Annotated in this window: 21 protein-coding genes; 10 read left to right on the top strand and 11 right to left on the bottom strand. The window is 61.1% G+C overall.

The annotated features are described in order from the left end of the window. Positions 1–42: 42 nt before the first annotated feature. Positions 43–2,988, top strand: a complete 2,946-nt coding sequence (locus tag AB4N48_RS06120) for an HD domain-containing phosphohydrolase (RefSeq protein WP_460094952.1) — start codon at positions 43–45, stop codon at positions 2,986–2,988. Here AB4N48_RS06120 and AB4N48_RS06115 read toward each other — a convergent pair whose 3' ends face one another. After that, a complete protein-coding gene (locus AB4N48_RS06115) occupies positions 2,989–3,471 on the bottom strand; it encodes a GAF domain-containing protein (protein ID WP_016770850.1) in 483 nt (160 codons plus the stop codon). After that, positions 3,468–4,358: an ATP-binding protein gene (locus AB4N48_RS06110; protein ID WP_041478431.1), complete on the bottom strand. Its 891-nt coding sequence runs from the start codon at positions 4,356–4,358 to the stop codon at positions 3,468–3,470. The genes AB4N48_RS06115 and AB4N48_RS06110 overlap by 4 nt, the downstream gene beginning before the upstream one ends. 165 nt (positions 4,359–4,523) lie before the next feature. Here AB4N48_RS06110 and AB4N48_RS06105 point away from each other — a divergent pair, with 165 nt between their 5' ends. Then, complete coding sequence (locus AB4N48_RS06105) at positions 4,524–6,845, top strand: hybrid sensor histidine kinase/response regulator (RefSeq protein ID WP_460094951.1); 2,322 nt, start codon at positions 4,524–4,526, stop codon at positions 6,843–6,845. Here AB4N48_RS06105 and AB4N48_RS06100 read toward each other — a convergent pair. From AB4N48_RS06100 to msrB, 3 genes are all read right to left on the bottom strand, one after another. After that, a complete protein-coding gene (locus tag AB4N48_RS06100) occupies positions 6,832–7,287 on the bottom strand; it encodes a MarR family winged helix-turn-helix transcriptional regulator (RefSeq protein WP_056788501.1) in 456 nt (151 codons plus the stop codon). The two genes, AB4N48_RS06105 and AB4N48_RS06100, sit on opposite strands and share 14 nt — an antisense overlap. After that, positions 7,284–7,769 carry a glutathione peroxidase gene (locus AB4N48_RS06095; RefSeq protein ID WP_056788500.1) on the bottom strand — a complete coding sequence of 162 codons (486 nt, stop codon included), beginning with the start codon at positions 7,767–7,769 and terminating at the stop codon, positions 7,284–7,286. The genes AB4N48_RS06100 and AB4N48_RS06095 overlap by 4 nt, the downstream gene beginning before the upstream one ends. Positions 7,770–7,873: 104 nt before the next feature. After that, positions 7,874–8,269, bottom strand: coding sequence for a peptide-methionine (R)-S-oxide reductase MsrB (gene msrB, locus AB4N48_RS06090; RefSeq protein ID WP_041478500.1), 396 nt, complete (start codon positions 8,267–8,269; stop codon positions 7,874–7,876). 224 nt (positions 8,270–8,493) lie between these two features. On the opposite strand from msrB, the gene AB4N48_RS06085 reads away from it, so the two are divergent. Both AB4N48_RS06085 and htpX read left to right on the top strand, forming a co-directional pair. Next, on the top strand, positions 8,494–9,705 hold the full coding sequence (locus tag AB4N48_RS06085; RefSeq protein WP_016770856.1) for a pyridoxal phosphate-dependent aminotransferase: 1,212 nt from the start codon (positions 8,494–8,496) through the stop codon (positions 9,703–9,705). 302 nt (positions 9,706–10,007) lie between these two features. Further along, positions 10,008–10,895 carry a protease HtpX gene (gene htpX, locus AB4N48_RS06080; protein ID WP_007908619.1) on the top strand — a complete coding sequence of 296 codons (888 nt, stop codon included), beginning with the start codon at positions 10,008–10,010 and terminating at the stop codon, positions 10,893–10,895. Positions 10,896–11,067: 172 nt separating this feature from the next. Here htpX and AB4N48_RS06075 read toward each other — a convergent pair whose 3' ends face one another. Then, complete coding sequence (locus AB4N48_RS06075; RefSeq protein ID WP_041478428.1) at positions 11,068–11,724, bottom strand: thiopurine S-methyltransferase; 657 nt, start codon at positions 11,722–11,724, stop codon at positions 11,068–11,070. A gap of 103 nt (positions 11,725–11,827) precedes the next feature. Here AB4N48_RS06075 and AB4N48_RS06070 point away from each other — a divergent pair, with 103 nt between their 5' ends. Beyond that, the gene (locus tag AB4N48_RS06070) at positions 11,828–12,595 is read left to right on the top strand and encodes a DODA-type extradiol aromatic ring-opening family dioxygenase (protein ID WP_056788497.1); all 768 of its coding nucleotides are present in this window, start codon (positions 11,828–11,830) and stop codon (positions 12,593–12,595) included. A gap of 117 nt (positions 12,596–12,712) precedes the next feature. On the opposite strand, the gene AB4N48_RS06065 is transcribed toward AB4N48_RS06070, so the two are convergent. Next, positions 12,713–14,386 carry a DEAD/DEAH box helicase gene (locus AB4N48_RS06065; protein WP_016770859.1) on the bottom strand — a complete coding sequence of 558 codons (1,674 nt, stop codon included), beginning with the start codon at positions 14,384–14,386 and terminating at the stop codon, positions 12,713–12,715. A 419-nt stretch (positions 14,387–14,805) separates the two neighbouring features. Here AB4N48_RS06065 and AB4N48_RS06060 point away from each other — a divergent pair, with 419 nt between their 5' ends. Next, entirely contained in the window at positions 14,806–15,597 is a 792-nt protein-coding gene (locus AB4N48_RS06060; protein ID WP_056788494.1) for a crotonase/enoyl-CoA hydratase family protein, read from the top strand. Positions 15,598–15,706: 109 nt separating this feature from the next. Here the strand turns inward: AB4N48_RS06060 and AB4N48_RS06055 are convergent, their stop codons facing one another. Beyond that, positions 15,707–16,462, bottom strand: coding sequence for a spermidine synthase (locus tag AB4N48_RS06055; protein ID WP_024013768.1), 756 nt, complete (start codon positions 16,460–16,462; stop codon positions 15,707–15,709). Between the two features lie 151 nt (positions 16,463–16,613). Between AB4N48_RS06055 and AB4N48_RS06050 the strand changes: the two genes are divergently transcribed. Then, entirely contained in the window at positions 16,614–17,960 is a 1,347-nt protein-coding gene (locus AB4N48_RS06050) for a class II 3-deoxy-7-phosphoheptulonate synthase (RefSeq protein WP_095182202.1), read from the top strand. Positions 17,961–18,049: 89 nt separating this feature from the next. Here AB4N48_RS06050 and AB4N48_RS06045 read toward each other — a convergent pair whose 3' ends face one another. Both AB4N48_RS06045 and AB4N48_RS06040 read right to left on the bottom strand, forming a co-directional pair. After that, on the bottom strand, positions 18,050–19,276 hold the full coding sequence (locus tag AB4N48_RS06045; protein ID WP_460094950.1) for a winged helix-turn-helix domain-containing protein: 1,227 nt from the start codon (positions 19,274–19,276) through the stop codon (positions 18,050–18,052). Between the two features lie 64 nt (positions 19,277–19,340). After that, positions 19,341–19,562, bottom strand: a complete 222-nt coding sequence (locus AB4N48_RS06040; protein ID WP_315435978.1) for a DUF1127 domain-containing protein — start codon at positions 19,560–19,562, stop codon at positions 19,341–19,343. Between the two features lie 97 nt (positions 19,563–19,659). On the opposite strand from AB4N48_RS06040, the gene AB4N48_RS06035 reads away from it, so the two are divergent. Next, entirely contained in the window at positions 19,660–20,514 is an 855-nt protein-coding gene (locus tag AB4N48_RS06035; protein WP_174823892.1) for a LysR substrate-binding domain-containing protein, read from the top strand. Here AB4N48_RS06035 and AB4N48_RS06030 read toward each other — a convergent pair. Next, on the bottom strand, positions 20,504–21,250 hold the full coding sequence (locus AB4N48_RS06030) for a sulfite exporter TauE/SafE family protein (protein WP_221264894.1): 747 nt from the start codon (positions 21,248–21,250) through the stop codon (positions 20,504–20,506). The genes AB4N48_RS06035 and AB4N48_RS06030 overlap by 11 nt on opposite strands. Positions 21,251–21,361: 111 nt before the next feature. Here AB4N48_RS06030 and AB4N48_RS06025 point away from each other — a divergent pair, with 111 nt between their 5' ends. Then, positions 21,362–22,318 (top strand): LysR family transcriptional regulator, encoded by a 957-nt coding sequence (locus AB4N48_RS06025; RefSeq protein WP_016770867.1) that lies wholly within the window; start codon positions 21,362–21,364, stop codon positions 22,316–22,318. Between the two features lie 75 nt (positions 22,319–22,393). After that, a complete protein-coding gene (locus AB4N48_RS06020; RefSeq protein WP_042607887.1) occupies positions 22,394–22,849 on the top strand; it encodes a MarR family winged helix-turn-helix transcriptional regulator in 456 nt (151 codons plus the stop codon). The last annotated feature ends 93 nt before the right edge of the window (positions 22,850–22,942 follow it).

Below are 22,942 nucleotides of genomic sequence, written 5' to 3'. Positions count from 1 at the left end.
TGGACGCTGAGCAGTGAGTTAAACATTCATGGAGAGCCTGCAATGCACAGCCCACTGCGCCCCGAGCAACGCCGGTTGCCGCTGCACGTGCACATCAGCGTCATGTTCACCTTTCTTTTATTGCTCACCGGCGTGGTGCTGGGCCTGTTCAATTACCACCAGACCACGCAGATCATCCTGTCGAGCAGCGAAAAGCTGTTTGACCGCATCGAGCAGGATGTACGCCTCGATCTGCAGGCAACCTATCAGCCGATCCGCAACCTGTTGAGCCTGCTGGCGGATACCCCGGCAGCCCAGGCTAGTGATCTGGAACAACGCCTGCCCTTGCTCAAACCCTTCAGCCAGTCGCTCACCGACAACCCGGCGCTGGCGTCGCTGTATCTGGGTTACGCCAATGGCGATTTCTTCATGGTGCGCGCGCTGCGTACTCCGGCTCTGAAGGCACAGCTTCAGGCGCCGGAAGCGGCGGCCTATCAGGTCTGGAGCATCGAGCATGCTCCACAAGGCGCCGTACGCTCGCAATCATTGTTCTTTGATCAGGCCCTGACACCGATCAACCGCCGCGAGCATCCCCAAGAGCCGTACGATCCGCGCAGCCGGACCTGGTTCAGCGACGCCCTGCAACAGGCCGGGCAAATCACCACCGAGCCCTATGTATTTTTCTCGACCCACAATGTCGGCACCACGCTGGCCCGGCGCAGCGGCGAGAACGCGGTGATCGGCGCCGACCTGACCCTCGCTTCGCTGTCGACCGCCCTGGGCAAGCACCGGGTCACGCCTTCGACAGAGATCGCGCTGTACGACACCGACGGCAACGCCGTGGCTTACCCCGACAGCCATCGCCTGATCGTCGATGACCGCACTGCGCGGCTGGCCAGAGCGGCCGATCTCAGCCCTGAGCTGAACGCGCTGCTCAGCTCCGACAATATCGGCAAGCGTCTGCAAGTAAACGACCGGCAATGGATCGTCGCACGCACCGGCATCGAGGAAGGCGGGCCGAAAGGTCTGCAACTGGCGCTGCTGGTGCCGGAAGACGAATTACTGGTGGATGCGTTCCGCATGCGCTGGCAAGGCGCGCTGATCACCCTGGCCATCCTTTTGCTGTGCCTGCCATTGGGCTGGGTGATTTCGCGGATTCTGGTCAAGCCGCTGCATGCCTTGGTCAAAGAAGCCGACGCGATCCGCAGCTTCGACTTCAGTTCTCCGCTGGCGCGCCGCTCGCCCGTACTGGAAGTCGATCAATTAAGCCTGTCGATGGCGCGGATGAAAGAAACCCTGGGCAGTTTCTTCCGCATCACCGACAGCCTGTGCGCCGAAACCCGTTTTGCCCCGCTGCTCGAACGTGTGCTGTTCGAAACCGTACAGATTGCTCAGGCGCAGGCCGGTCTGATCTACCTGCGCGAAGCCGACGGCGCGCGCATGGAACCCTATGGACTGGTGATTGATGGCGTGCCGCAGAAGCTGGAGGCGTTCGACATTGAGGGACGCGAGCTGCATAAGAACACCGGCCCGGCGTGGTTCGAGCAACTGGCCAGCGCCAACAATACCGTCAGCCATCTGGGCTTCGATCAGGCCGGCGACTTGCAGAAAATCCTCCTCGTCATGGAATCACCGCGCATTCACCTGATCGGCATCCGCCTGCACAACCAGCACGATGAAACCATCGGCCTGCTGATTCTGCTGGTCAATGACAGTGGTGAGCCGAGTGATCTGGAAAAGCTGCGGCCTGACCGAATTGCCTTCTTGCAGGCGGTGTCCGGCGCGGCGGCGGTGAGCATCGAAAGTCAGCGTCTGCAAGCGCGGCAAAAACAACTGCTCGACGCCTTCATCCAACTGCTGGCCAGCGCGATTGACGCCAAGAGCCCCTACACCGGCGGCCATTGCCAGCGGGTGCCGGAACTGACGTTGATGCTCGCCCAGGCTGCTGCGGCAAGCCAGGACCCGGCGTTCAGCGCCTACCAACCGAGCGAGGATGAATGGGAGGCGTTGCACATCGCTGCGTGGCTGCACGATTGCGGCAAGGTCACGACGCCGGAATACGTGGTCGACAAAGCCACCAAGCTCGAGACCATCAACGACCGCATCCATGAAATCCGCACCCGCTTCGAAGTGCTCAAGCGTGACGTGTGGATCAACTACTGGCAGACCCTGGCAAGCGGTGCAGACGAAGCGGCGCTGGCCCGCGACCGTGATAGTGAGTTGCTGATGCTCGACAACGACTTCGCCTTTGTCGCCCGCTGCAATCTCGGTGGCGAGGCCATGGCCGAGGCCGACCTGCAACGCCTCGAGCGAGTGGCGCAACGCAGATGGCTGCGCACACTTGATGATCGCCTCGGTGTGTCATGGGAAGAAAACCGCCGCCAGGCGAAAACCCCTGCGCCGCTGCTGCCCGTCAGTGAAAGTCTGCTGGCCGACAAACCCGAGCATCTGATCGAACGCGACAAGAGCGAACTGATCCCCGAGGACAACCCCTGGGGCTTCAAACTCGATGTGCCCGCGTACAAGTACAACCGCGGCGAGTTGTACAACCTGAAGATCGCCCGCGGCACGCTGACCCGCGAAGAGCGCTACATCATCAACCATCACATGGTGCAGACGATCATGATGCTCAGCCACCTGCCTTTCCCCGGTCACCTGGACAGCATTGCCGAGATCGCCGGCGGCCATCACGAAAAAATGGACGGCACCGGGTATCCGAAACGGCTGAAACGCGAGGAGATGAGCCTGCCGGCCAGGATGATGGCGATTGCCGATATTTTCGAAGCGCTGACCGCCGCCGATCGCCCTTACAAGAAAGCCAAGTCGCTGAGCGACGCGCTGGGGATCATGGCGACCATGTGCCGTGAAGCGCACATCGATGCGCCGCTGTTCGGCCTGTTCATCAACGAAGGGGTGTACATGCAGTACGCAACGCGGTTTCTCGATCCCGCGCAAATCGACAGCGTGGATACGGCCAGCCTGTTGCACAAGGCTGGCCTCGGCGGTTGATCAGCAGTCGGTCAGGCGCAGGAAAATCGCCGCCAGTTGCTCGATGCCGGCCTGATCTTCGGCGCCGAAACGCGCCAGCTTCGGGCTGTCGAGGTCGAGCACGCCGATCAGGCGTCCGTCCTTGACCAACGGCACAACCAGTTCGCTGTTGGACGCGCTGTCGCAGGCGATGTGGCCCGGGAAGGCATGTACATCCTCGACGCGCTGGGTTTGCAGGCTGGCAGCAGCGGCGCCGCAAACACCGCGCCCGAACGGGATGCGCACGCAAGCGATCTGGCCCTGAAACGGGCCGAGCACCAGCTCTTCGTTACGATTGAGGTAGAAACCGGCCCAGTTCAAATCATCGAGCTGGTTGAACAGGAATGCGGAAAACTGCGCCGCATTGGCGATGAAGTCGCGTTCGTCCGCCAGTAGCGATTCCAGTTGCGCGGCCAACATACCGTAGCCCTCGAGGCCCTGGCCGCTTTGTTGCAAATCAATCATGCCTTGTGCTCCAGCAATTTCAGTCCCACCCAGTAGCGGGCGAATTGATACGCGCAACGTCCGTTGCGATTACCGCGGCCGGTGGCCCAGCGCACGGCGAGGATGTCCAGTGCTTCGTCGCGCTGCCAGCTCAGGCCGGCCTTGGCGGCCAACTGGCCGATCCAGTGCTCGACGACGTTGAGAAAATGTTCCTGGGTGAACGGGTAGAACGACAGCCACAGACCGAAACGGTCGGACAGGGCGATCTTGTCTTCCACCGCTTCGCTCGGGTGCAGTTCGCCGTCGACGCGCTTCCAGTTTTCGTTGTCGCTTTCCTTTTCCGGCACCAGGTGGCGGCGGTTGGAAGTGGCGTACAACAAGACATTGTCGGGGGCCTGCTCGAGCGAACCGTCGAGCACGCTTTTCAGCACGCGGTAGTCGCCTTCGCCGGATTCGAACGACAGGTCATCGCAGAACAGCACGAATCGTTGCGGCAATTTGGCGACTTGCTCGACCACGCGTGGCAGGTCAGCCAAGTGATCGCGTTCGATCTCGATCAGACGCAGGCCGGCACCGGCGTGCTCGGCCAGCAACGCACGCACCAGCGAAGACTTGCCGGTACCGCGTGAACCCCAGAGCAAGGCGTGGTTGGCCGGCATGCCATCAAGAAATTGTTGTGTGTTGCGCCCCAACTGCTCCAACTGCCGGTCGACGCCGATCAGGTCGGACAGACGCATGTCGAGGCTGACTTCCAGCGGCAACAGGTAGCCGCTGCGACCGTCACGCTGCCAGCGCGCTGCCAGGCAAGTGTTCCAGTCAATGACAGGGCGCGGTGCCGGCAACAGTGGTTCGATTCGCGCCAGAACCGACTCGGCGCGTTCAAGAAAAGCATTCAATCGGGAATCCACGTCTTCTCCTCGGGCACTTTCACAGTGATGATGACGATCCAGCGACGACACACAGATAAAATCGCCTCAGCAAGCCTTGTTACAAGGCGATTCGGGAACCTCGGTATCCCTGCATGATCGACTATGCTTGAGCAGCGAAGGGAAACGGAAGTGGTTCAACAACCCATGGATATCAAATTCACCCACCGGCTGTCTTACAAGCAAGCCAGGCTTACCGTGCTGGTCGGGTTCATTCTGGGCACCCTGCTCAGTCTGCTGCAGATCGGCATCGATTATGCCAGCGAAGACGCTTCCATCAACCGTGAAATCCTCGCGCTGCTGGAAATCAGCCACAATCCGGCCTCGCGCATCGCCTATAACATCGACGCCGAGCTCGCGCAGGAGCTCACCCTCGGCCTGCTGCGCTCGCCCGCGATCATCGCCGCGCAACTGATCGACAACAACGATACCGTGCTGGCCAGCGTCAAACGCCCGGAACTGCAGAGCAGCTATCGGCTGATCAGCGACTTCCTGTTCGGCGCCAAGCGTCATTTCGAAGATCGTCTGTACCTCGACCACTTGCCCAACGAATCCCTCGGCGTCCTCAAGCTTGAAGTCGACACTTATGCCTTCGGCAGCCGCTTCCTGCGCCGCGCGGAAGTCACCCTGCTCAACGGTTTTGCCCGCAGCCTGCTGCTGACCGGGATCCTCCTGGCGCTGTTCTACGTGATGCTGACCAAGCCGTTTGTGCGGGTCATCCGTGAGCTCAGCGGTCGCGACCCGCGCAGCGCCGAGCCGACCACGCTCGAGTGCCCGGCCGGCCACGGCAACGATGAAATCGGCGTGCTGGTCAAGGTCGCCAATCAGCAGTTCGAGAACATCGCCACCGAAATCCAGCAACGGCGCACCGCGGAAAACCGCCTGACCGAATACCTCGCGCAACTGGAAGACATCGTCTCTGCGCGCACCGCCGAACTCAAGGCAATCAACGCCCGCCTCAGTCAATCCAACGAAGAGCTGGAAGTGGCCCGCCGCACTGCGCTGGACATGGCCGAAGCGCGTTCGGCGTTTCTGGCCAATATGAGCCATGAGATCCGCACGCCACTCAACGGTTTGCTGGGGATGATCGCGCTGTCGCTGGATGGCCCGCTCAACGCCGAGCAGCAGCAACAACTGTCGATCGCCCACGACTCGGGCAAGGTGCTGGTGGAACTGCTCAACGATATTCTCGACCTGTCGAAATTCGACGCCGGGCAACTGGAGCTGGAAAACATCCCCTTCGACCTCGGTTCGCTGATCGAAGACACCGCCAACCTGCTCTCGCAGAACGCCGCGCCAAGCGTCGAGCTGACCTGTCTGATCGAGCCGCACTTCCCGGCGCTGGTGCTGGGCGACCCGACCCGGGTGCGGCAGATCGTCAGCAACCTGCTGTCCAACGCGCTGAAATTCACCCGTTTCGGTCGGGTCGATGTGCGTCTGTCGGCGTACAAGGGTGGCGTGCGCATCGAAGTCTGCGACACCGGCATAGGCATCGCCCAGGAAGCGCAGGTGAAAATCTTCCAGCCGTTCACCCAGGCCGGCGCCGGTATCACCCGTCAGTACGGCGGCACCGGGCTGGGACTGGCGCTGACGTACAACCTGTGCGAAGCGATGCAGGGTCGGCTGACCATCAGTTCCGAAAGCGGCTTCGGCAGCCAGTTCTGCGCCGAACTGCCACTGCCCTCTCACACCCGCGCGCTGCCGCCGATACCGTTACGCGGCAAGGTTCTCGCCATCACCGCTGCCAGCAGTGGTCTGGCGGAATTGCTGAAAAGCCTGTTGCCGGTGTGGGGCCTGGAATACACGCAGCGCACTATTGATGATTCGCTGCTGGGCCTGAGTCCGGATGTGCTGATCACCGATTGCCCGGAATGCCTGTTCGGTCTGCGCCCTAGCATCACCGCGCCGATTCTGCTGGTGACTGCTTACGGCAGTTTTCTGCCCAGCGAAGAAGCCGCCGCCCTCGCCCCCTTGCAGCAGCAAGCCCGGCCGCTGGCGCGCAACGCGCTGTACCAGCATCTGCGACGGATTCTGCAACCGGACGCAGCCACCCTCAACGAAGCACAAGCGGATGCCTTGCCGTCCGCGCGCCGGGGCAAGGTGCTGCTGGTCGAGGACAACCCGGTCAATCAACTGGTCGCCAAAGGCATGCTCGGCAAGCTTGGCTGCGATGTAGTGGTGGCGGGCCATGGTGCCGAGGCGCTGGATCAACTGGAGTTTGCAGATTTCGATCTGGTGCTGATGGATTGCAACATGCCGGTGATGGATGGCTATGAAGCCAGTCGGCAGATTCGCCAGAGCGGGCGCTGGCCGAGTCTGCCGATTGTCGCGCTGACCGCCAATGCCATGTCCGAGGAACGCGAACGTTGCCGCGCGGCCGGCATGAGCGACTATCTGGCCAAACCGTTTCGCCGCGAAGAACTCGCCGCGTTGCTTGATCAGTGGATGCCGACTACTAAAGCCCTTTGATCTGCCCGAGCAAGTGATCGAGGCCGGCGCGCAAATCATTGAGCCGGTCGAGATCTACGCCACTGTCGCAGAGCAGGCGCGCCTTGAGTGGCCCGACCTGCTCGCGCAGTGCTGTTCCGGCAGGCGTCAGGCTCAGGTGCATCTCGCGTTCATCCCGCGCCGAGCGCCGACGCTGGACCAGATCGCTCTGCTCCAGACGTTTGAGCAAAGGCGTCAACGTCCCCGAGTCCAGGGCCAGGCGTTCGCCCAAGGCCTTGACCGTCGGTTGCTCCGGCGCAGCATCCTGCCATTCCCACAGCACTAGCATCGCCAGGTACTGCGGGTACGTCAGGCCCAACTGATCGAGCATCGGCTTGTAGGCGCGAATCACCGCCCGCGAGGCCGCGTACAGCTTGAAGCACAACTGGCTGTCGAGCTTCAGCGAATCAACCGCCAGGCTCATTTCAGCAGAGCTTCGATCTCGCCGCTCAGGTCCTGCGGTTTGGTCGTCGGGGCGAAACGCTTGACCAACTGGCCGTCCTTGCCGATCAGGAACTTGGTGAAATTCCACTTGATGCCCTGCGAGCCGAGCAGGCCCGGGGCGCGCTTCTTCAACTGCACGAACAGCGGGTGAGCATCGGCGCCGTTGACGTCGATCTTCTTGAACAGCGGGAAGCTGACGCCGAAATTCAGTTCGCAGAATTCACTGATGGCGCCGTCATTGCCCGGCTCCTGTTTGCCGAACTGGTTGCAGGGGAAACCCAATACCACCAGCCCTTGATCCTTGTAGGTTTGCCAGAGTTCTTCGAGGCCCTTGTATTGCGGAGTGAAGCCACACTTGCTCGCGGTATTGACCACCAGCACGGCTTTGCCGGCGAAATCGGCCAAGGTCTTTTGCTCACCCTTGATGGTGGTGCACGGGATATTCAGCAGGTTGTCGCTCATGGGTCGGCTCCGCAATGGTCAGGAAGGCGCAAACATAACGAGCAATTGAATTGTGTGCAATCTAATTGACCGATAAAAAGGCGACGCGATGTCGCCTGTTTCGGTTATTCCCGGGGCTCGAGATTCAGGCACACCGAGTTGATGCAATAACGCAGGCCGGTCGGTGGTGGGCCATCCGGGAACACGTGGCCCAAGTGCGCATCACAGCGCGCGCATTTCACTTCGGTGCGGATCATGCCGTGGCTGGTGTCGCGGATCTCAGTCATCGCGCTATCGCCGATCGGCGCGTAAAAGCTCGGCCAGCCGCAGCCGGAGTCGAATTTGGTCTTGGAGTCGAACAGCGGCTCGTTGCAGCAGACACAGTGGTAGACACCGTCGGTTTTGGTGTTGTTGTATTTGCCCGAAAACGGACGCTCGGTGGCACTCAGACGGCAGACGTTGTACTGCTCGGGGTCGAGCATGGCACGCCATTCTTCCAGGGTTTTCTGCAACTTTTCCATCATCACACCTCAGCGGCTGAAAAAGCCCGATCTGTACCTTTTCCACGGATCGGGCGGCACGTATGATTGCGCCTCGTCACGCGCCAGTCTGGCAGCCAGACCGGGCGCATTCAAACGGATTCTGAGCGCTAAAGCGCCAGACCTCCGCCTGTGCGAAGACGCAGCAATCCCAGTACGGTTGTCCATTTGCCGCCTGGATCGTTCATTTTCGGGATCACATCGCCATGCAGTTCAGCAAATCGAACAAGCTCGCCAACGTCTGCTATGACATTCGCGGCCCGGTGCTCAAGCACGCCAAACGACTGGAAGAGGAAGGCCAGCGCATCCTCAAGCTGAACATCGGCAACCCGGCGCCGTTTGGTTTCGAAGCGCCGGACGAAATCCTCCAGGACGTGATCCGCAACCTGCCGACCGCGCAAGGTTACAGCGACTCCAAAGGCCTGTTCAGCGCGCGCAAGGCGGTGATGCAGTACTACCAGCAGAAGCAGGTTGAAGGTGTCGGCATCGAAGACATCTACTTGGGCAACGGCGTTTCCGAGCTGATCGTGATGTCGCTGCAGGCGCTGCTCAATAATGGCGACGAAGTGCTGGTGCCAGCCCCGGACTATCCGCTGTGGACCGCTGCCGTCAGCCTCGCTGGCGGTAACGCCGTGCATTATCTGTGCGACGAAGGCGCCGACTGGTTTCCGGATCTGGCCGACATCAAGGCCAAGATCACCCCGAACACCAAGGCCATGGTGATCATCAACCCGAACAACCCGACCGGTGCGGTGTACTCGAAGGAAGTGTTGCTGGGCATGCTGGAAATCGCCCGCGCGCACAACCTGGTGGTGTTCTCGGACGAGATCTACGACAAGATTCTTTATGACGACGCCGTGCATATCTGCACTGCCTCGCTGGCGCCGGATCTGCTCTGCCTGACGTTCAACGGCCTGTCGAAATCCTACCGCGTGGCCGGTTTCCGCTCCGGCTGGATCGCCATCTCCGGGCCGAAACACAACGCGCAGAGCTACATCGAAGGCATCGACATGCTGGCCAACATGCGCCTGTGCGCCAACGTGCCGAGCCAGCACGCAATCCAGACCGCGCTGGGCGGCTACCAGAGCATCAACGATCTGGTGCTGCCGCAGGGTCGCCTGCTGGAGCAGCGCAATCGCACTTGGGAGTTGCTCAACGATATTCCCGGCGTCAGCTGCGTGAAGCCGATGGGCGCGTTGTACGCGTTCCCGAAAATCGACCCGAAGGTCTGCCCGATCCACAACGACGAGAAGTTCGTGCTTGATCTGCTGCTTTCCGAGAAGCTGCTGGTGGTGCAGGGCACGGCATTCAACTGGCCGTGGCCGGATCACTTCCGCGTGGTCACCCTGCCCCGCGTCGATGATCTGGAAATGGCCATCGGCCGCATCGGCAACTTCCTCAAGTCCTACCGCCAGTAATGGCCAGCAGTGCGCAACGGATTGACTGTTGCGCAATGTCTGATTCAGCAACACATCTTTGTTCCGCGCCTTTGCAGCCCTTCTACACTTGCGATGCGAGCCGTACAGACGTGTCTGACCTAATGGCGGCGGGGCGAAAGGCTGTGTCATCCGTGTCGGAATCGAGGGTGGGAATTTTCTTTTTCCTCAAGAAACCGCTGTAGGACACAGTTTGAAATAGTCACTCGGTTGAATAGCCCGGTGCCGCACCTTATATACCCCGCAGTACGCTACATCTTTAGCTTGAGGAGAGTTCTACAACCATGATGCGCATCCTGCTGTTTTTGGCCACTAACCTGGCGGTCGTGCTGATAGCCAGCATCACCCTGAGCCTGTTCGGCTTCAACGGGTTCATGGCGGCCAACGGGGTCGACCTCGACCTCAGTCAGCTGCTGGTCTTCTGTGCGGTCTTTGGTTTCGCCGGCTCGCTGTTCTCGCTGTTCATCTCCAAGTGGATGGCGAAGATGAGCACCGGTACGCAAATCATCAGCCAGCCACGCACTCGTCATGAGCAATGGCTGCTGCAAACGGTCGAGCAATTGTCCCGCGAAGCCGGGATCAAGATGCCTGAAGTCGGGATTTTCCCGGCCTACGAAGCGAATGCTTTCGCTACCGGCTGGAACAAGAACGACGCGCTGGTCGCGGTCAGCCAGGGCCTGCTCGAGCGATTCTCGCCCGATGAAGTGAAAGCCGTACTGGCCCACGAAATCGGTCACGTCGCCAACGGCGACATGGTCACGCTGGCTCTGATCCAGGGCGTGGTGAACACCTTCGTGATGTTCTTCGCGCGGATCATCGGCAACTTCGTCGACAAGGTCATCTTCAAGAACGAAGAAGGCCAGGGCATCGCCTATTACGTGGCGACCATCTTCGCCGAACTGGTGCTGGGCATCCTCGCCAGCGCAATCGTCATGTGGTTCTCGCGCAAGCGCGAATTCCGTGCCGACGAAGCCGGCGCCCGCCTGGCCGGTACCAGCGCGATGATTGGTGCTCTGCAACGTCTGCGCGCCGAACAGGGCCTGCCGGTGCATATGCCCGACACCCTGAACGCCTTCGGCATCAACGGTGGCATCAAACAGGGCTTCGCCCGCATGTTCATGAGCCACCCGCCGCTGGAAGAGCGTATTGACGCACTGCGTCGTCGCGGTTGATTTGATCGCAATAAAAAAGAAGGCCCGCAGTGATGCGGGCCTTTTTTTGTATCTTCAGATCATGCGTTGTCAGCAAAGTCCCATTCGCGAGCAGGCTCGCTCCCACCTTTGAAACGCATTCCCCTGTGGGAGCGAGCCTGCTCGCGAAGACGCCGGAGCTGCTAATAAAAAACTATCTGGAAGAAACCCGATAAACCCGCTCCACCAACCACTCAACCCCGCCCTGTAGAAACTTGGGGCTCTCAGCCAGAATATCTCGCTCTTCCAGTTTCTCCAGCTGCCAACCCTGGCCCAGCAGCCGCTGCGCCTCATCATCATTCACCGCAAACGGCGGTCCCGGGATCTGCGTCTGATCGTAATCCAGGGTAATCACCAGCCCTTTCATCTCCGGCGCCAGCAAGTGCTGCAAATGCGCCGCGTAGCGCTGGCGCATCGCGTCCGGCAAGGCAATCAGCGCGGCGCGGTCATACAGCGCAGTACAATCTGCGACGTCCTCGGCCGTCAGCGCAAAAAAATCACCGCACCACAATTCGAACGCAACACTGCGATAAACCTTGAATGCGCCCTGCTCGCTGATCTGCGGTTGCAACTGATGTTCGCTGAAAAACTCCTCGACAGCCTTTTCCGCTAGCTCAACCCCAATCACCTGGTGTCCCTGCCCGGCAAGCCAGAGCAGATCCAGACTCTTCCCGCACAGCGGCACCAGCACACGCGCCGACGGTGCAATCGCCAGCTCCGGCCAGTAGCGCTGCAAATACGGGTTGGCCTCGGGCTGATGAAAGCCGATCTGGTTCGAATCCCATTTCTTGTACCAAAACTCAGGCTGCATGGATCACTCCCGAAAAACCGATGAAAAACCGCAGAAACTTATATTGGATTCAGATCGATGATCTGACTGAAGATGGTTCATCTTAGCGCTCAGGAGCCCGTCCATGTTGCCCAGCCTGTTTATCTCCCACGGTTCACCGATGCTGGCGCTGGAGCCCGGTGCCAGCGGCCCGGCACTGGCGCGACTGGCCGCTCAACTGCCGCGCCCCAACGCCATTGTCATCGTCTCGGCGCACTGGGAAAGCCAGGAACTGCTGGTCAGCAGCCACCCGCACCCGGAAACCTGGCACGACTTCGGCGGTTTCCCCCGTGCGCTGTTTGAAGTTCAGTACCCGGCCCCGGGCAATCCGCAGCTGGCCGCCGAGGTGGCTCAACTGCTGCACGCCAATGACCTGCCGGCGCGGCTCGATCCGCAACGACCGTTCGATCATGGTGTTTGGGTGCCGCTGTCTTTGATGTATCCGCAGGCCGATATTCCGGTGGTGCAAGTCTCGTTGCCGAGTCGCGGCGGACCGGCATTGCAGACGCGAGTTGGCCGTACACTGGCGAGCCTGCGCGAACACGGCATTCTGTTGATCGGCTCCGGCAGCATCACCCACAACCTCCGGGAGCTGGATTGGCATGCCGGCCCGGAAAGCGTTGAACCGTGGGCGCGGGATTTCCGTGACTGGATGATCGACAAGCTGGCGGCCGACGATGAAACGGCGCTGCATGATTATCGCCAGGAGGCGCCGAATGCCGTGCGCAGTCACCCGAGTGATGAACATTTGTTGCCGCTGTACTTTGCTCGCGGTGCTGGCGGGGTTTTCAGCGTGGCGCATCAGGGTTTCACGATGGGGGCGCTGGGTATGGATATTTATCGCTTCGGCTGACGTCATCGCTGGCAAGCCAGCTCCCACAAGGTGTTGTGTCGCCCGATGAGCAGGCAAAAAAAATCCCCGAACCAGTCGGGGATTTTTTTATGTTCGATCAATCAGCCCAAGGGCGGATCAATCTTCGCGGTAGCGACGCAGCTTGAGCTGCTTACCGGCCACGCGAGTGTCCTTCAGTTTGGTCAGGAGTTTTTCCAGACCTTCTTCCGGCAGCTCGACGAGGCTGAAGCTGTCACGCACCTGGATGCGACCGATCGCTTCACGGGCCAGACCGCCTTCGTTGAGGATGGCGCCCAGCAGGTTTTTCGCAGCGATACCGTCACGCGCACCCAGCGCGGTACGGCAACGAGCACGGCCTTCGCCCAAAGGCATTGGCGCGCGACGCTCGCGGTCACCACGATCAGGACGATCACCGGAACGCTCAGGACGGTCGCCACGCGGTGCGTTGTTCGGCACCAGTGGACGTTCCTTCTCGATCGCGGCCAGGTTCAGCGCTTGACCGTTGGTAGCCTTGCGCAGCAGCGCAGCGGCCAGTGCACGCGGGGTGCAACCGATGTCGGCGGTCAGGCGGTCGAGCAGCTCACCGTGAGTCGATTCGGCATCAGCAACCAGCGGCGAAAGGCTGTTGGTCAGTTTCTTGATGCGAGCATCGAGAACGGCTTGAGCGTCCGGCAGACGCACTTCGGCAACTTTCTGACCGGTTACGCGCTCGATCACTTGCAGCATGCGGCGCTCACGTGGAGTCACCAGCAGCAGTGCACGACCTTCGCGACCGGCACGGCCGGTACGGCCGATACGGTGCACGTAGGATTCCGGGTCGTACGGCATGTCAACGTTGAACACGTGAGTGATGCGCGGAACGTCCAGACCACGGGCAGCAACGTCGGTGGCGACAACGATGTCCAGACGGCCATCTTTCAGCGAGTCGATGACGCGCTCACGCTGGTTCTGGGCGATGTCACCGTTCAACGCGGCGGCTTTGTAGCCTTTGGCGTCGAGGGCGCTGGCCAGGTCCAGAGTGGCTTGCTTGGTGCGCACGAACATGATCAGGGCGTCGAAGTCTTCGACTTCCAGCAGACTGAGCACGGCCGAGGTTTTCTGGTCAGCGTGAACCAACAGGTGAGCCTGTTCGATCGCGGTAACGGTCTGGGTCTTGGTCTGGATCTTGACGTGTTGCGGATCGCGCAGGTGGCGTTCGGCAATGGCGCGGATCGACTGCGGCAGGGTCGCCGAGAACAGCACGGTCTGGCGGGTCGATGGCAGAGCCTTGAAGATGACTTCCAGGTCATCCATAAAGCCCAGCTTCAACATTTCGTCAGCTTCGTCGAGAACCAGATGGTTCACGGTCGACAGGACTTTCTCGTCGCGACGCAAGTGATCGCACAGACGCCCCGGAGTAGCGACAACAATCTGTGCGCCATTACGGATTGCCTTGAGTTGCGGGCCCATCGGCGCGCCGCCGTAGACAGCCACGACGGTGACGCCTGGCATTTGCTTGGCGTAGGTTTCAAAAGCGGTTGCTACTTGCAGCGCCAACTCTCGGGTTGGCGCCAGGATCAGGGCTTGCGGTTCGCGCTTGGCAGGATCGATGCGGTGCAGAATAGGCAGTGCGAACGCGGCGGTTTTACCGGTACCGGTTTGCGCCTGGCCAATCATGTCCTGGCCGGCCATGATGATCGGGATCGATTGCTGCTGAATCGCCGAAGGCTCTTCGTAGCCAGTCGCTGCGACGGCTGCAAGAATATTCGGGTTGAGATTAAAAGCGGCGAATCCGCCGGTTTCCTGGGTCATGGGTCTGCCTCTAAGTGCATCCGCAAAGACCCATGCTCCAAAGCTGCGCATGCCGTGTTGAGACTCAAGAGTCGCCCTGGCAGCTTTGTCGGCGGGGATTTGCGAAAACGAATGAATGAAGATGAATCGTCAAGGAAGAGCCCGCAATGCGGACGTGCAGCCGAAGCTGACTTCGGGAAATGCGCTACCTAAACGCGGCCCGGTTAAAGGCCGGCGCGCACTATACCGGATTTCGCCCGAAAAGGGAGCTTTTTTTGTGGCCCCTATCCGTGTGTCACCGCCGTGTAACGGGGTTTTGCGGATAATCGCGCAACGGTCTATTTTGCAAAGGCCCGGCCCTGCGGGCGATGACGCTTAAACGGTTCACCGACCTGCGGCAAAGCGCCGCGCATCCGCCCTTCCCGCTTGAGGATTTAGCCATGAATCAGCCCTGCGCCGGCCGCGTCAGCCGAGAACGTCGTGGTCATGTGCACTTGATCGGCCTCGATCGGGCGGCCAAGCGCAACGCTTTCGATATCGACCTGCTCAACGACCTGAGCCTGGCCTACGGCGAGTTCGAAGCCGACCGCGAAGCGCGGGTCGCCGTGGTGTTCGGCCACGGCGAGCACTTCACCGCCGGGCTTGATCTGGTCAATGCCAGCGCGGCGCTGGCCGAAGGCTGGCAGGTTCCGACAGGCGGATGCGATCCCTGGGGCGTTTTCGTCGGGCCACGGGTGAGCAAGCCGGTAATCGTCGCCGCGCAGGGTTACTGCCTGACTATCGGCATCGAGCTGATGCTGGCGGCGGACATCAATCTGTGCGCGAGCAATACCCGCTTCGCGCAGATGGAAGTGCAGCGTGGGATCTTTCCGTTTGGCGGGGCGACTTTGCGTTTCCAGCAGATTGCCGGCTGGGGCAATGCGATGCGCTGGTTGCTCACCGGCGACGAGTTTGATGCACACGATGCGTTGCATCTGGGCTTGGTCCAGGAAGTGATGGCCAGTGAAGACTTGCTGCCCCGCGCGATCGAGCTGGCCGAACGGATTGCCCGGCAGGCGCCGCTGGGCGTGCAGGCGACCTTGATGTCAGCGCGACAGGCGCGTTATGAGGGGGAGACAGCGGCGGCGCAGGCGTTACCGGCGCTGGTGAAGAAGTTGCTCGCCACTGAAGATGCCCGGGAGGGGGTGAGATCGCTGGTGGAGCGGCGGCCAGGGATTTTCAAAGGGGTGTGAAGAATCTGCTGCCTGTCAGGGCCTTTTCGCGAGCAGGCTCGCTCCCACAGGTCGAACGCATTTCAAATGTGGGAGCGAGCCTGCTCGCGAAGGGGGCGGTACTGCCGGCTCAGGTCGCCGGGCGAATCGCGTTGATCAACGACTGCAACGAGTACCCCAACTGCGGCGCCAGCGCTTCGGCTCGTTGGGTCAGCGCCTGCATGTCCAGCGCCTGATCGAGATCCGCCGGAACGATCAGAATCACGTTGCCCTCCTTCACCGGCAACTCCCAGTAATGCCGGTGATAGAGGCCGCGCAACAATGCCGCGCCCAGTGGTTTGCCATCGTCGGTGGCCCACTGGTTGATCACCAGCCAGCCGCCCGGATTCAGGCGCTTCTGACAATCGCCGAGAAAACTCCAGGCCAGATGCCCGACACCGGGACCGACATCGGTATAGAGGTCGACGAAAATCAGATCCGCCGGCTCGGCAGTCGGCAGCAATTCCAGCGCATCGCCGACGCGGATGTACAAACGCGGATCATCATCCAGGCCAAGATATTCGATGGCCAGGCGCGGCACGTCCGGGCGCAGTTCGATGGCCTCGACGTCTTCGAGCGGCAGAAACTTCAGGCAAGCCTGGGTCAGTGTGCCCGCACCCAAACCGAGAAACAGCGCGCTCTCCGGCTGCTCGTGGCACAGCGCACCGATCAGCATCGCGCGGGTGTAGTCGTACTCCAGCCAGCTCGGGTCGGCTGTGAACACGCAGCTCTGCTCGATCGCATCGCCGAACTCGAGAAAGCGGTAATCGGCCACTTCCAGCACGCGAATCACGCCGAACTCATCCTGTACTTCGGCGAGCAGATGCTCGACGCGCTCCTCAGTCATTTCGTCTCCTGATGGTCACCGGGCGCGGTGACGCGATGGCACCGCTGTGGCGCCGTGGCAAAGCGGCGATTGTCGGCGATGGGGCGGGAGCAGGTCACGCACTAATTGCTGCTAACATGGCGCTTCCCTGCGTACGAACTTCGAGACCGTGATGAGCCAACCGTGGAGCCCTGACAGCTGGCGCGCCCTGCCGATCCAGCAACAACCGCAATACCCCGACGCCGCGCACCTGCGCCAGGTCGAGCAAACCCTGGCCAGCTATCCGCCGCTGGTGTTCGCCGGCGAAGCGCGCGAGCTGCGCCGCCAGTTCGCCGAAGTTACCCAGGGTCGCGCGTTTCTGTTGCAGGGCGGCGATTGCGCGGAAAGCTTCGCTGAATTCTCCGCAGCGAAGATTCGCGACACCTTTAAAGTGTTGCTGCAGATGGCGATCGTCATGACCTTCGCTGCCGGTTGCCCAGTGGTCAAGGTCGGGCGCATGGCGGGTCAGTTCGCCAAGCCGCGTTCGGCCAACGACGAAACCATCGGCGGCGTGACCCTGCCGGCCTATCGCGGCGACATCGTCAACGGCATCGGCTTCGACGAAAAGAGCCGCGTGCCGGATCCAGAGCGTTTGCTGCAGTCCTATCATCAGTCCACAGCGACTCTGAATCTGTTACGCGCTTTCGCTCAGGGCGGTTTTGCCGACCTGCACCAAGTGCACAAGTGGAACCTGGATTTCATCGCCAACTCGGCGCTGGCCGAGAAGTACAGCCATCTCGCCGACCGCATCGATGAAACTTTGGCATTCATGCGCGCCTGCGGCATGGACAGCTCGCCGCAACTGCGCGAAACCAGTTTCTTCACCGCCCACGAAGCCTTGCTGCTGAACTACGAAGAAGCCTTCGTGCGCCGCGACAGCCTGACCAACGATTACTACGATTGCTCGGCGCACATGCTGTGGATCGGCGACCGCACGCGTCAGCTCGACGGCGCGCACGTTGAATTCCTGCGCGGGGTGAACAACCCGATCGGCGTCAAGGTCGGCCCGAGCATGGACCCCGATGATCTTATCCGCCTGATCGACGTGCTCAACCCGGACAACGATCCGGGGCGTTTGAACCTGATCGCGCGGATGGGTGCGAACAAGGTCGGCGATCATCTACCGGCACTGATCCGCGCGGTCCAGCGCGAAGGCAAGCAGGTGCTGTGGAGCTCCGACCCGATGCACGGCAACACCATCAAGGCCAGCAGCGGCTACAAGACCCGTGACTTCGCGCAGATCCTTGGCGAGGTGAAGCAGTTTTTCCAGGTGCACGAAGCGGAAGGCAGTTATGCCGGCGGCATTCATATCGAGATGACCGGGCAGAATGTCACCGAGTGCATCGGCGGCGCCCGACCGATTACCGAGGATGGCTTGTCCGACCGTTATCACACCCACTGCGATCCACGGATGAATGCTGACCAGTCGCTGGAATTGGCTTTTTTGATTGCCGAGACCCTGAAGCAAGTCCGCCGTTAGACCGCGTCGCCTCCCTTCGCGAGCAGGCTCGCTCCCACATTTGCAATGCGTTTCCCTGTGGGAGCGAGCCTGCTCGCGAAGGCGCCAGCTCAGGCCCCCTCCATCTGCGCCAATGCTCCCCGCAACCGGCCCGCACTCTCGCGCTGACAATTCAACTGCACCCGCTCAAGCCCCAACCAACCCGCCATCCGCCGCAAATTCAGCGCCAGCGCCAGCATGCCCTCCTCGTCCAGTCCCGATTCTTCCTCATGCACCGCATGCACCGCCAACTGCCCTGCCGCCCGTTCGGCGCGCAGATCAACCCGCGCGGCGATCCGCTCGTTGTGCAAAAACGGCAGCACGTAATAGCCGTAAACCCGCTTGGGCTGCGGTGTGTAGATTTCCAGGCGATAGCGGAAATCGAACAAACGCTCGGTGCGGCTGCGCTCCCAGATCAGCGAATCGAACGGCGACAGCAGCGCACTGGCAATGACCTTGCGCGGCACTTTGGGCTCCGGCAGGCAATAGGCGATCTGCCGCCAGTCGGCGACTTCACACATCTGCAATTGACCAGCTTCAACCAACTCAGCCAGACGCCGCCGCGCATCCGCAGGGTTCAGGCGAAAGTAATCACGCAGGTCTTTTTCCGTACCAACGCCCAATGCTTGCGCCGCATGCAAGAGCAAACCGCGTTGCGCCTCGGCCTCGTCCGGCGTGGGCTGTTGCAGGATCGCAGCAGGAATCACCCGCTCGGGCAAATCGTACAAGCGCTCGAAACCGCGTCGCCCCGCCACTGTGACCTCACCGGCGACGAACAACCATTCCAGCGCATGTTTCTCGGCACTCCAGTCCCACCATGGCCCGGCCTTGTCTTCGCGGGTCGACAGACTGCCGGCGCCAAGCGCGCCCCGCTCCTCAACCGCAGTCAGCACGCGGCGGATGGTTTCCTGTTGTTCGCGACCAAACCTCGCCAATTGCTGATAGATGTCTTCGCCACGCTTGGCCCGCTGCATGCGCCAGCGCAGCAACGGAAACATCGACAGCGGCAGCAACGACGCTTCATGGCCCCAGTATTCGAACAGCGTGCGCCGACGGCCCGAACTCCAGGCAGCCTGGTCGAGCAAGTCAGATGGATAGCAACCGAGACGGGAAAACAGCGGCAGGTAGTGCGAGCGCACCACGGCATTGACGGAATCGATTTGCAGCAGGCCCAGCCGTTCGATCAGCCGGTTCAGATGACTGGCATTGACGTTCGGCGGCTGGCGCCCGTTGAACTCTTGGGCAGCCAGCGCCAGACGTCGCGCCTGTTTGAGGGAAAAGGACACTGTCGCGGGCATTTATTCCTCCATGTCTGCTCGCAACCTACCTCACCTGAAAGGGGTTTGTGTAGCGATAGCCTCATCATTTATGCATCGGGTCGTCCCAGAACGGCCGCACGGTTTCATGCTCCACATCGGCGCGGCTGATGCCGATGTCCTTCAGCGCTTCGTCGCTGAGCCCGGCGAGCATTTCCCGTTCACGATGCAGCTCATACCAGCGGCTGAATTTGTGCAGCAGATCGGACACGATATGGCCGTGGCCGGGCAGCTGTTCTTGGCTTGCATACTCTCTTTGACCTTTCATCGTCTTGCCTCCTTTTGTGGATGGCTCAAGTCTCGCGCCGGCGCTAAGATCAATCCAACGAATGTTTCTGATGGCATGCATCACGGAGATTCATCAATTGTCCGCCTACCCCAGTATCGATACCGATGTCCTGCGCACCTTTGTCGCGATTGCCGATCAGGGCGGTTTCACCCGTGCTGGCGAGATGGTCAACCGCACCCAGTCGGCGGTGAGCATGCAGATGAAACGCTTGGAAGAAGACGTGTTGCAGCGCCAGCTGTTCGAGCGTGATGGGCGCCAGGTGCGCTTGACGGCCGAAGGCCAGGTGCTGCTCGGTTATGCACGGCGCATCCTCAAACTGCACAGTGAGGTGTTCAACACCCTGCGCGAGCCGCACATGGTCGGCACCGTGCGCATCGGTACGCCGGATGATTATGTGATGCGTTTTCTGCCGGGAATCCTCTCGCGGTTTGCGCAGTTCTATCCGCTGATCCAGATCGAAGTGCATTGCGAATCGACCAAACAACTGTTGCAGCGCACTGATCTGGACTTGTCGATCGTCACCCGTGAGCCGGGCAACGAGATCGGCCAGTTGCTGCGCAAGGAGCGCTTTGTCTGGGCCGAGGCGCAGAACTTCAGCGCCCACGAACAGACGCCGCTGCCCCTGGCGATGTTCAACAGTGATTGTTTCTGCCGCTTGTGGGCGTGCAATGCGCTGGACGCGATGGGCCGCGATTACCGCATCGCCTACAACAGCAGCAGCCTGTCGGCGCTGATGGCCGTGGTCAGCGCAGGGCTGGCGATCACCGCGCAACTGGAAAGCCTGATCACCCCGGACATGCGCATCCTTGGCGCCGCCGAAGATCTGCCGCTGTTGCCCGAGGCGAGCATCATGCTGATCCGCAACTTGAACAACCCGTCGCCGATCACCGAGTGCCTGGCCGAACACATTGTCGAGGGCTTCAAACTTTAAACGCGAGCATCACCGCACACAGCACCAGGAAGCCGCAGAACAGCCCGCGCAGAATTTTTTCCGGCATGGCGTGGGCAACTTTCACGCCCCAACTGATGCTGAGCAGACCCCCGACCGCCAGAGGCAGGCCGATCATCCAGTCGACTTCGTGGTGCACCGCATAGGTCACCAGGGTTACGCCAGTGCTCGGCAGGGCCAGCGCCAGCGACAAGCCCTGAGCAACCACTTGGCTAGTGCCGAACAGGCTGGTCAACACTGGTGTGGCCACCACCGCGCCGCCGACGCCGAACAAGCCGCCCATGGTCCCCGAGGCGGCGCCGAGCACGCCCAGCCACGGCCACGAATAGCGCATCTCGGCAGTCGGCGCTGGTCGTGGGCCGAACATTTTCAATAGATTGTAGGCCGACAGCGCCACCAGAAAGGCAACAAAGCCGATGCGCATGGTCTGCGCGTCGATGCCCACCGCCCAAATCGAGCCGAGCCAGGCAAAGCAGAAACCCATCACCGCCAGCGGCAGCGCATGGCGCAACTCGATGCGATTGCGTTGGTGATAACGCCACAGCGCCAGCATCACGTTCGGTACCACCATCACCAGTGCCGTGCCCTGGGCGATCTGCTGATCAAGCCCAAACCACACGCCAAGTAACGGAATCGCAATCAAGCCACCGCCAATGCCAAAGATCCCGCCCAATGTGCCCAGGGCGGCGCCGAACAGCAGGTACAACAGAAAATCCATCACAACGGTAATCCTCTAACGACAGGCGGCCAATGCTACGCACTCGCGCCTAGCGGGGAAACGCATAGCAACGCACAATGGCTATGCCGATTTTGCACAAGCGTGGTTTCCATGAATCCCAACCAATTGACCGATCAGCTCGGCCTGTTTCTCGATGTGCTGGAGAGTGGCAGCTTTTCTGCTGCTTCGCGCCGCCATCCGCTGACACCTTCCGCCGTGGCGCGGCGCATCGACAGCCTGGAAAGTGCCGTCGGCAGTCAGCTGTTCGTACGCAGCACCCATGCCGTGCTGCCGACTTCGGCCGGTCTGGCCTTCGCCGAACGGGCGCGACGGATCATCGCCGAGTTGCAACTGGCACGTGCCGAAGCGGTGTCGTTGAGCAGCGCACCGGAAGGCCTGATCCGCATCGATGCGCCAGCAGCTTTCGGGCGGCGACATCTGGCGCCGGTAATTGCCGATTTTCTCCTGCTGTATCCGGGACTCGATGTGCAGATGCACCTGATCGACAGCTTCAGCGACATGGCCGGCAGCAGCCTGGGCAAGGTCGATCTGGTGCTGCGTACCGGCCAGTTGGCTGACTCGCGCCTGGTCGCCACGCCATTGGCGAGCATGGTCCGCGTCGCCTGTGCCAGCCCTGACTATCTCAAGCAGCGTGGTGTGCCCGAGCATCCGGCGCAGTTGAGTGAACACGACGGGCTCGACTGGGAAGGCCTTGCGCCGCCGTTTGCCTGGAAATTCGAAGTGGACGGGCAAATGCAATTGCACCGGCCATCGCGCGTACGTCTGAGCGCCAACAATGCCGAAGCTCTGGCGTGTGGCGCGGCGGCGGGTCTGGGCGTCGCACACTTGCCGACCTGGCTGGCCAGCGAATACCTGCTGCGTGGCGAACTGGTGCCACTGTTCTGCGAAAATGGCCTGCCTCCGCCGGAGTCCACCGGCATTTACGCGCTGCGCATGGAACAGCAGGTCCATTCGCGCAGTCGGTTATTGCTGGAATATCTGAAAACCCGCTTCAGTCCGGTGCCGCCGTGGGATCTGGCGTTGCAACGGCAATTCGCCCGGCACTGAGGCCGGACATATTTATCTGGCGCCTTAAAGATTCGAGCGCTAGATTAAAAAACGATCAACGATCAAGGCTTTGACATGACTTCCGAACGCGACAACTGCGACGACCTTCTGCTCGACAATCAGGCGTGCTTCGCCCTGCACTCGACCTCGCTGATGATGACCAAGGTCTACAAGCCGCTGTTGCAGGCGCTGGGCCTGACCTATCCGCAATATCTGGCGATGATGGTGCTGTGGGAGAAGGACGGTCTGACTGTCGGAGAAATCAGCGCACGCCTGCTGACCGATCCGGGATCGCTGACGCCATTGCTCAAACGCCTGGAAGCCGAAGGCCTACTCAGCCGCACCCGCAGTCGCGAAGATGAGCGGGTGGTGATTGTCGAACTGACCGCAGCGGGCCGAGCCTTGCGCGACAAGGCGCAGACCGTGCCACAGTGCATTCTCGGCGCCAGTGGCTTCACCCTTGAACGTCTGCAGAAATTGCAGGCCGAGCTGCAAGCGCTGCGCGGACATCTGCAAGACAGCCTGAATTAAGCCCCGCTACATCCCCCTGTGGGAGCGAGCCTGCTCGCGAAAGCGTCCGATCAGACAGCGAGTCGTTGAATGTTCCACCGCCTTCGCGAGCAG

The organism is Pseudomonas sp. S2_C11 (assembly GCF_054668395.1).
The sequence above is the reverse complement of the archived record's forward strand: the minus strand, read 5'-3'. Positions and strand labels throughout refer to the sequence as shown.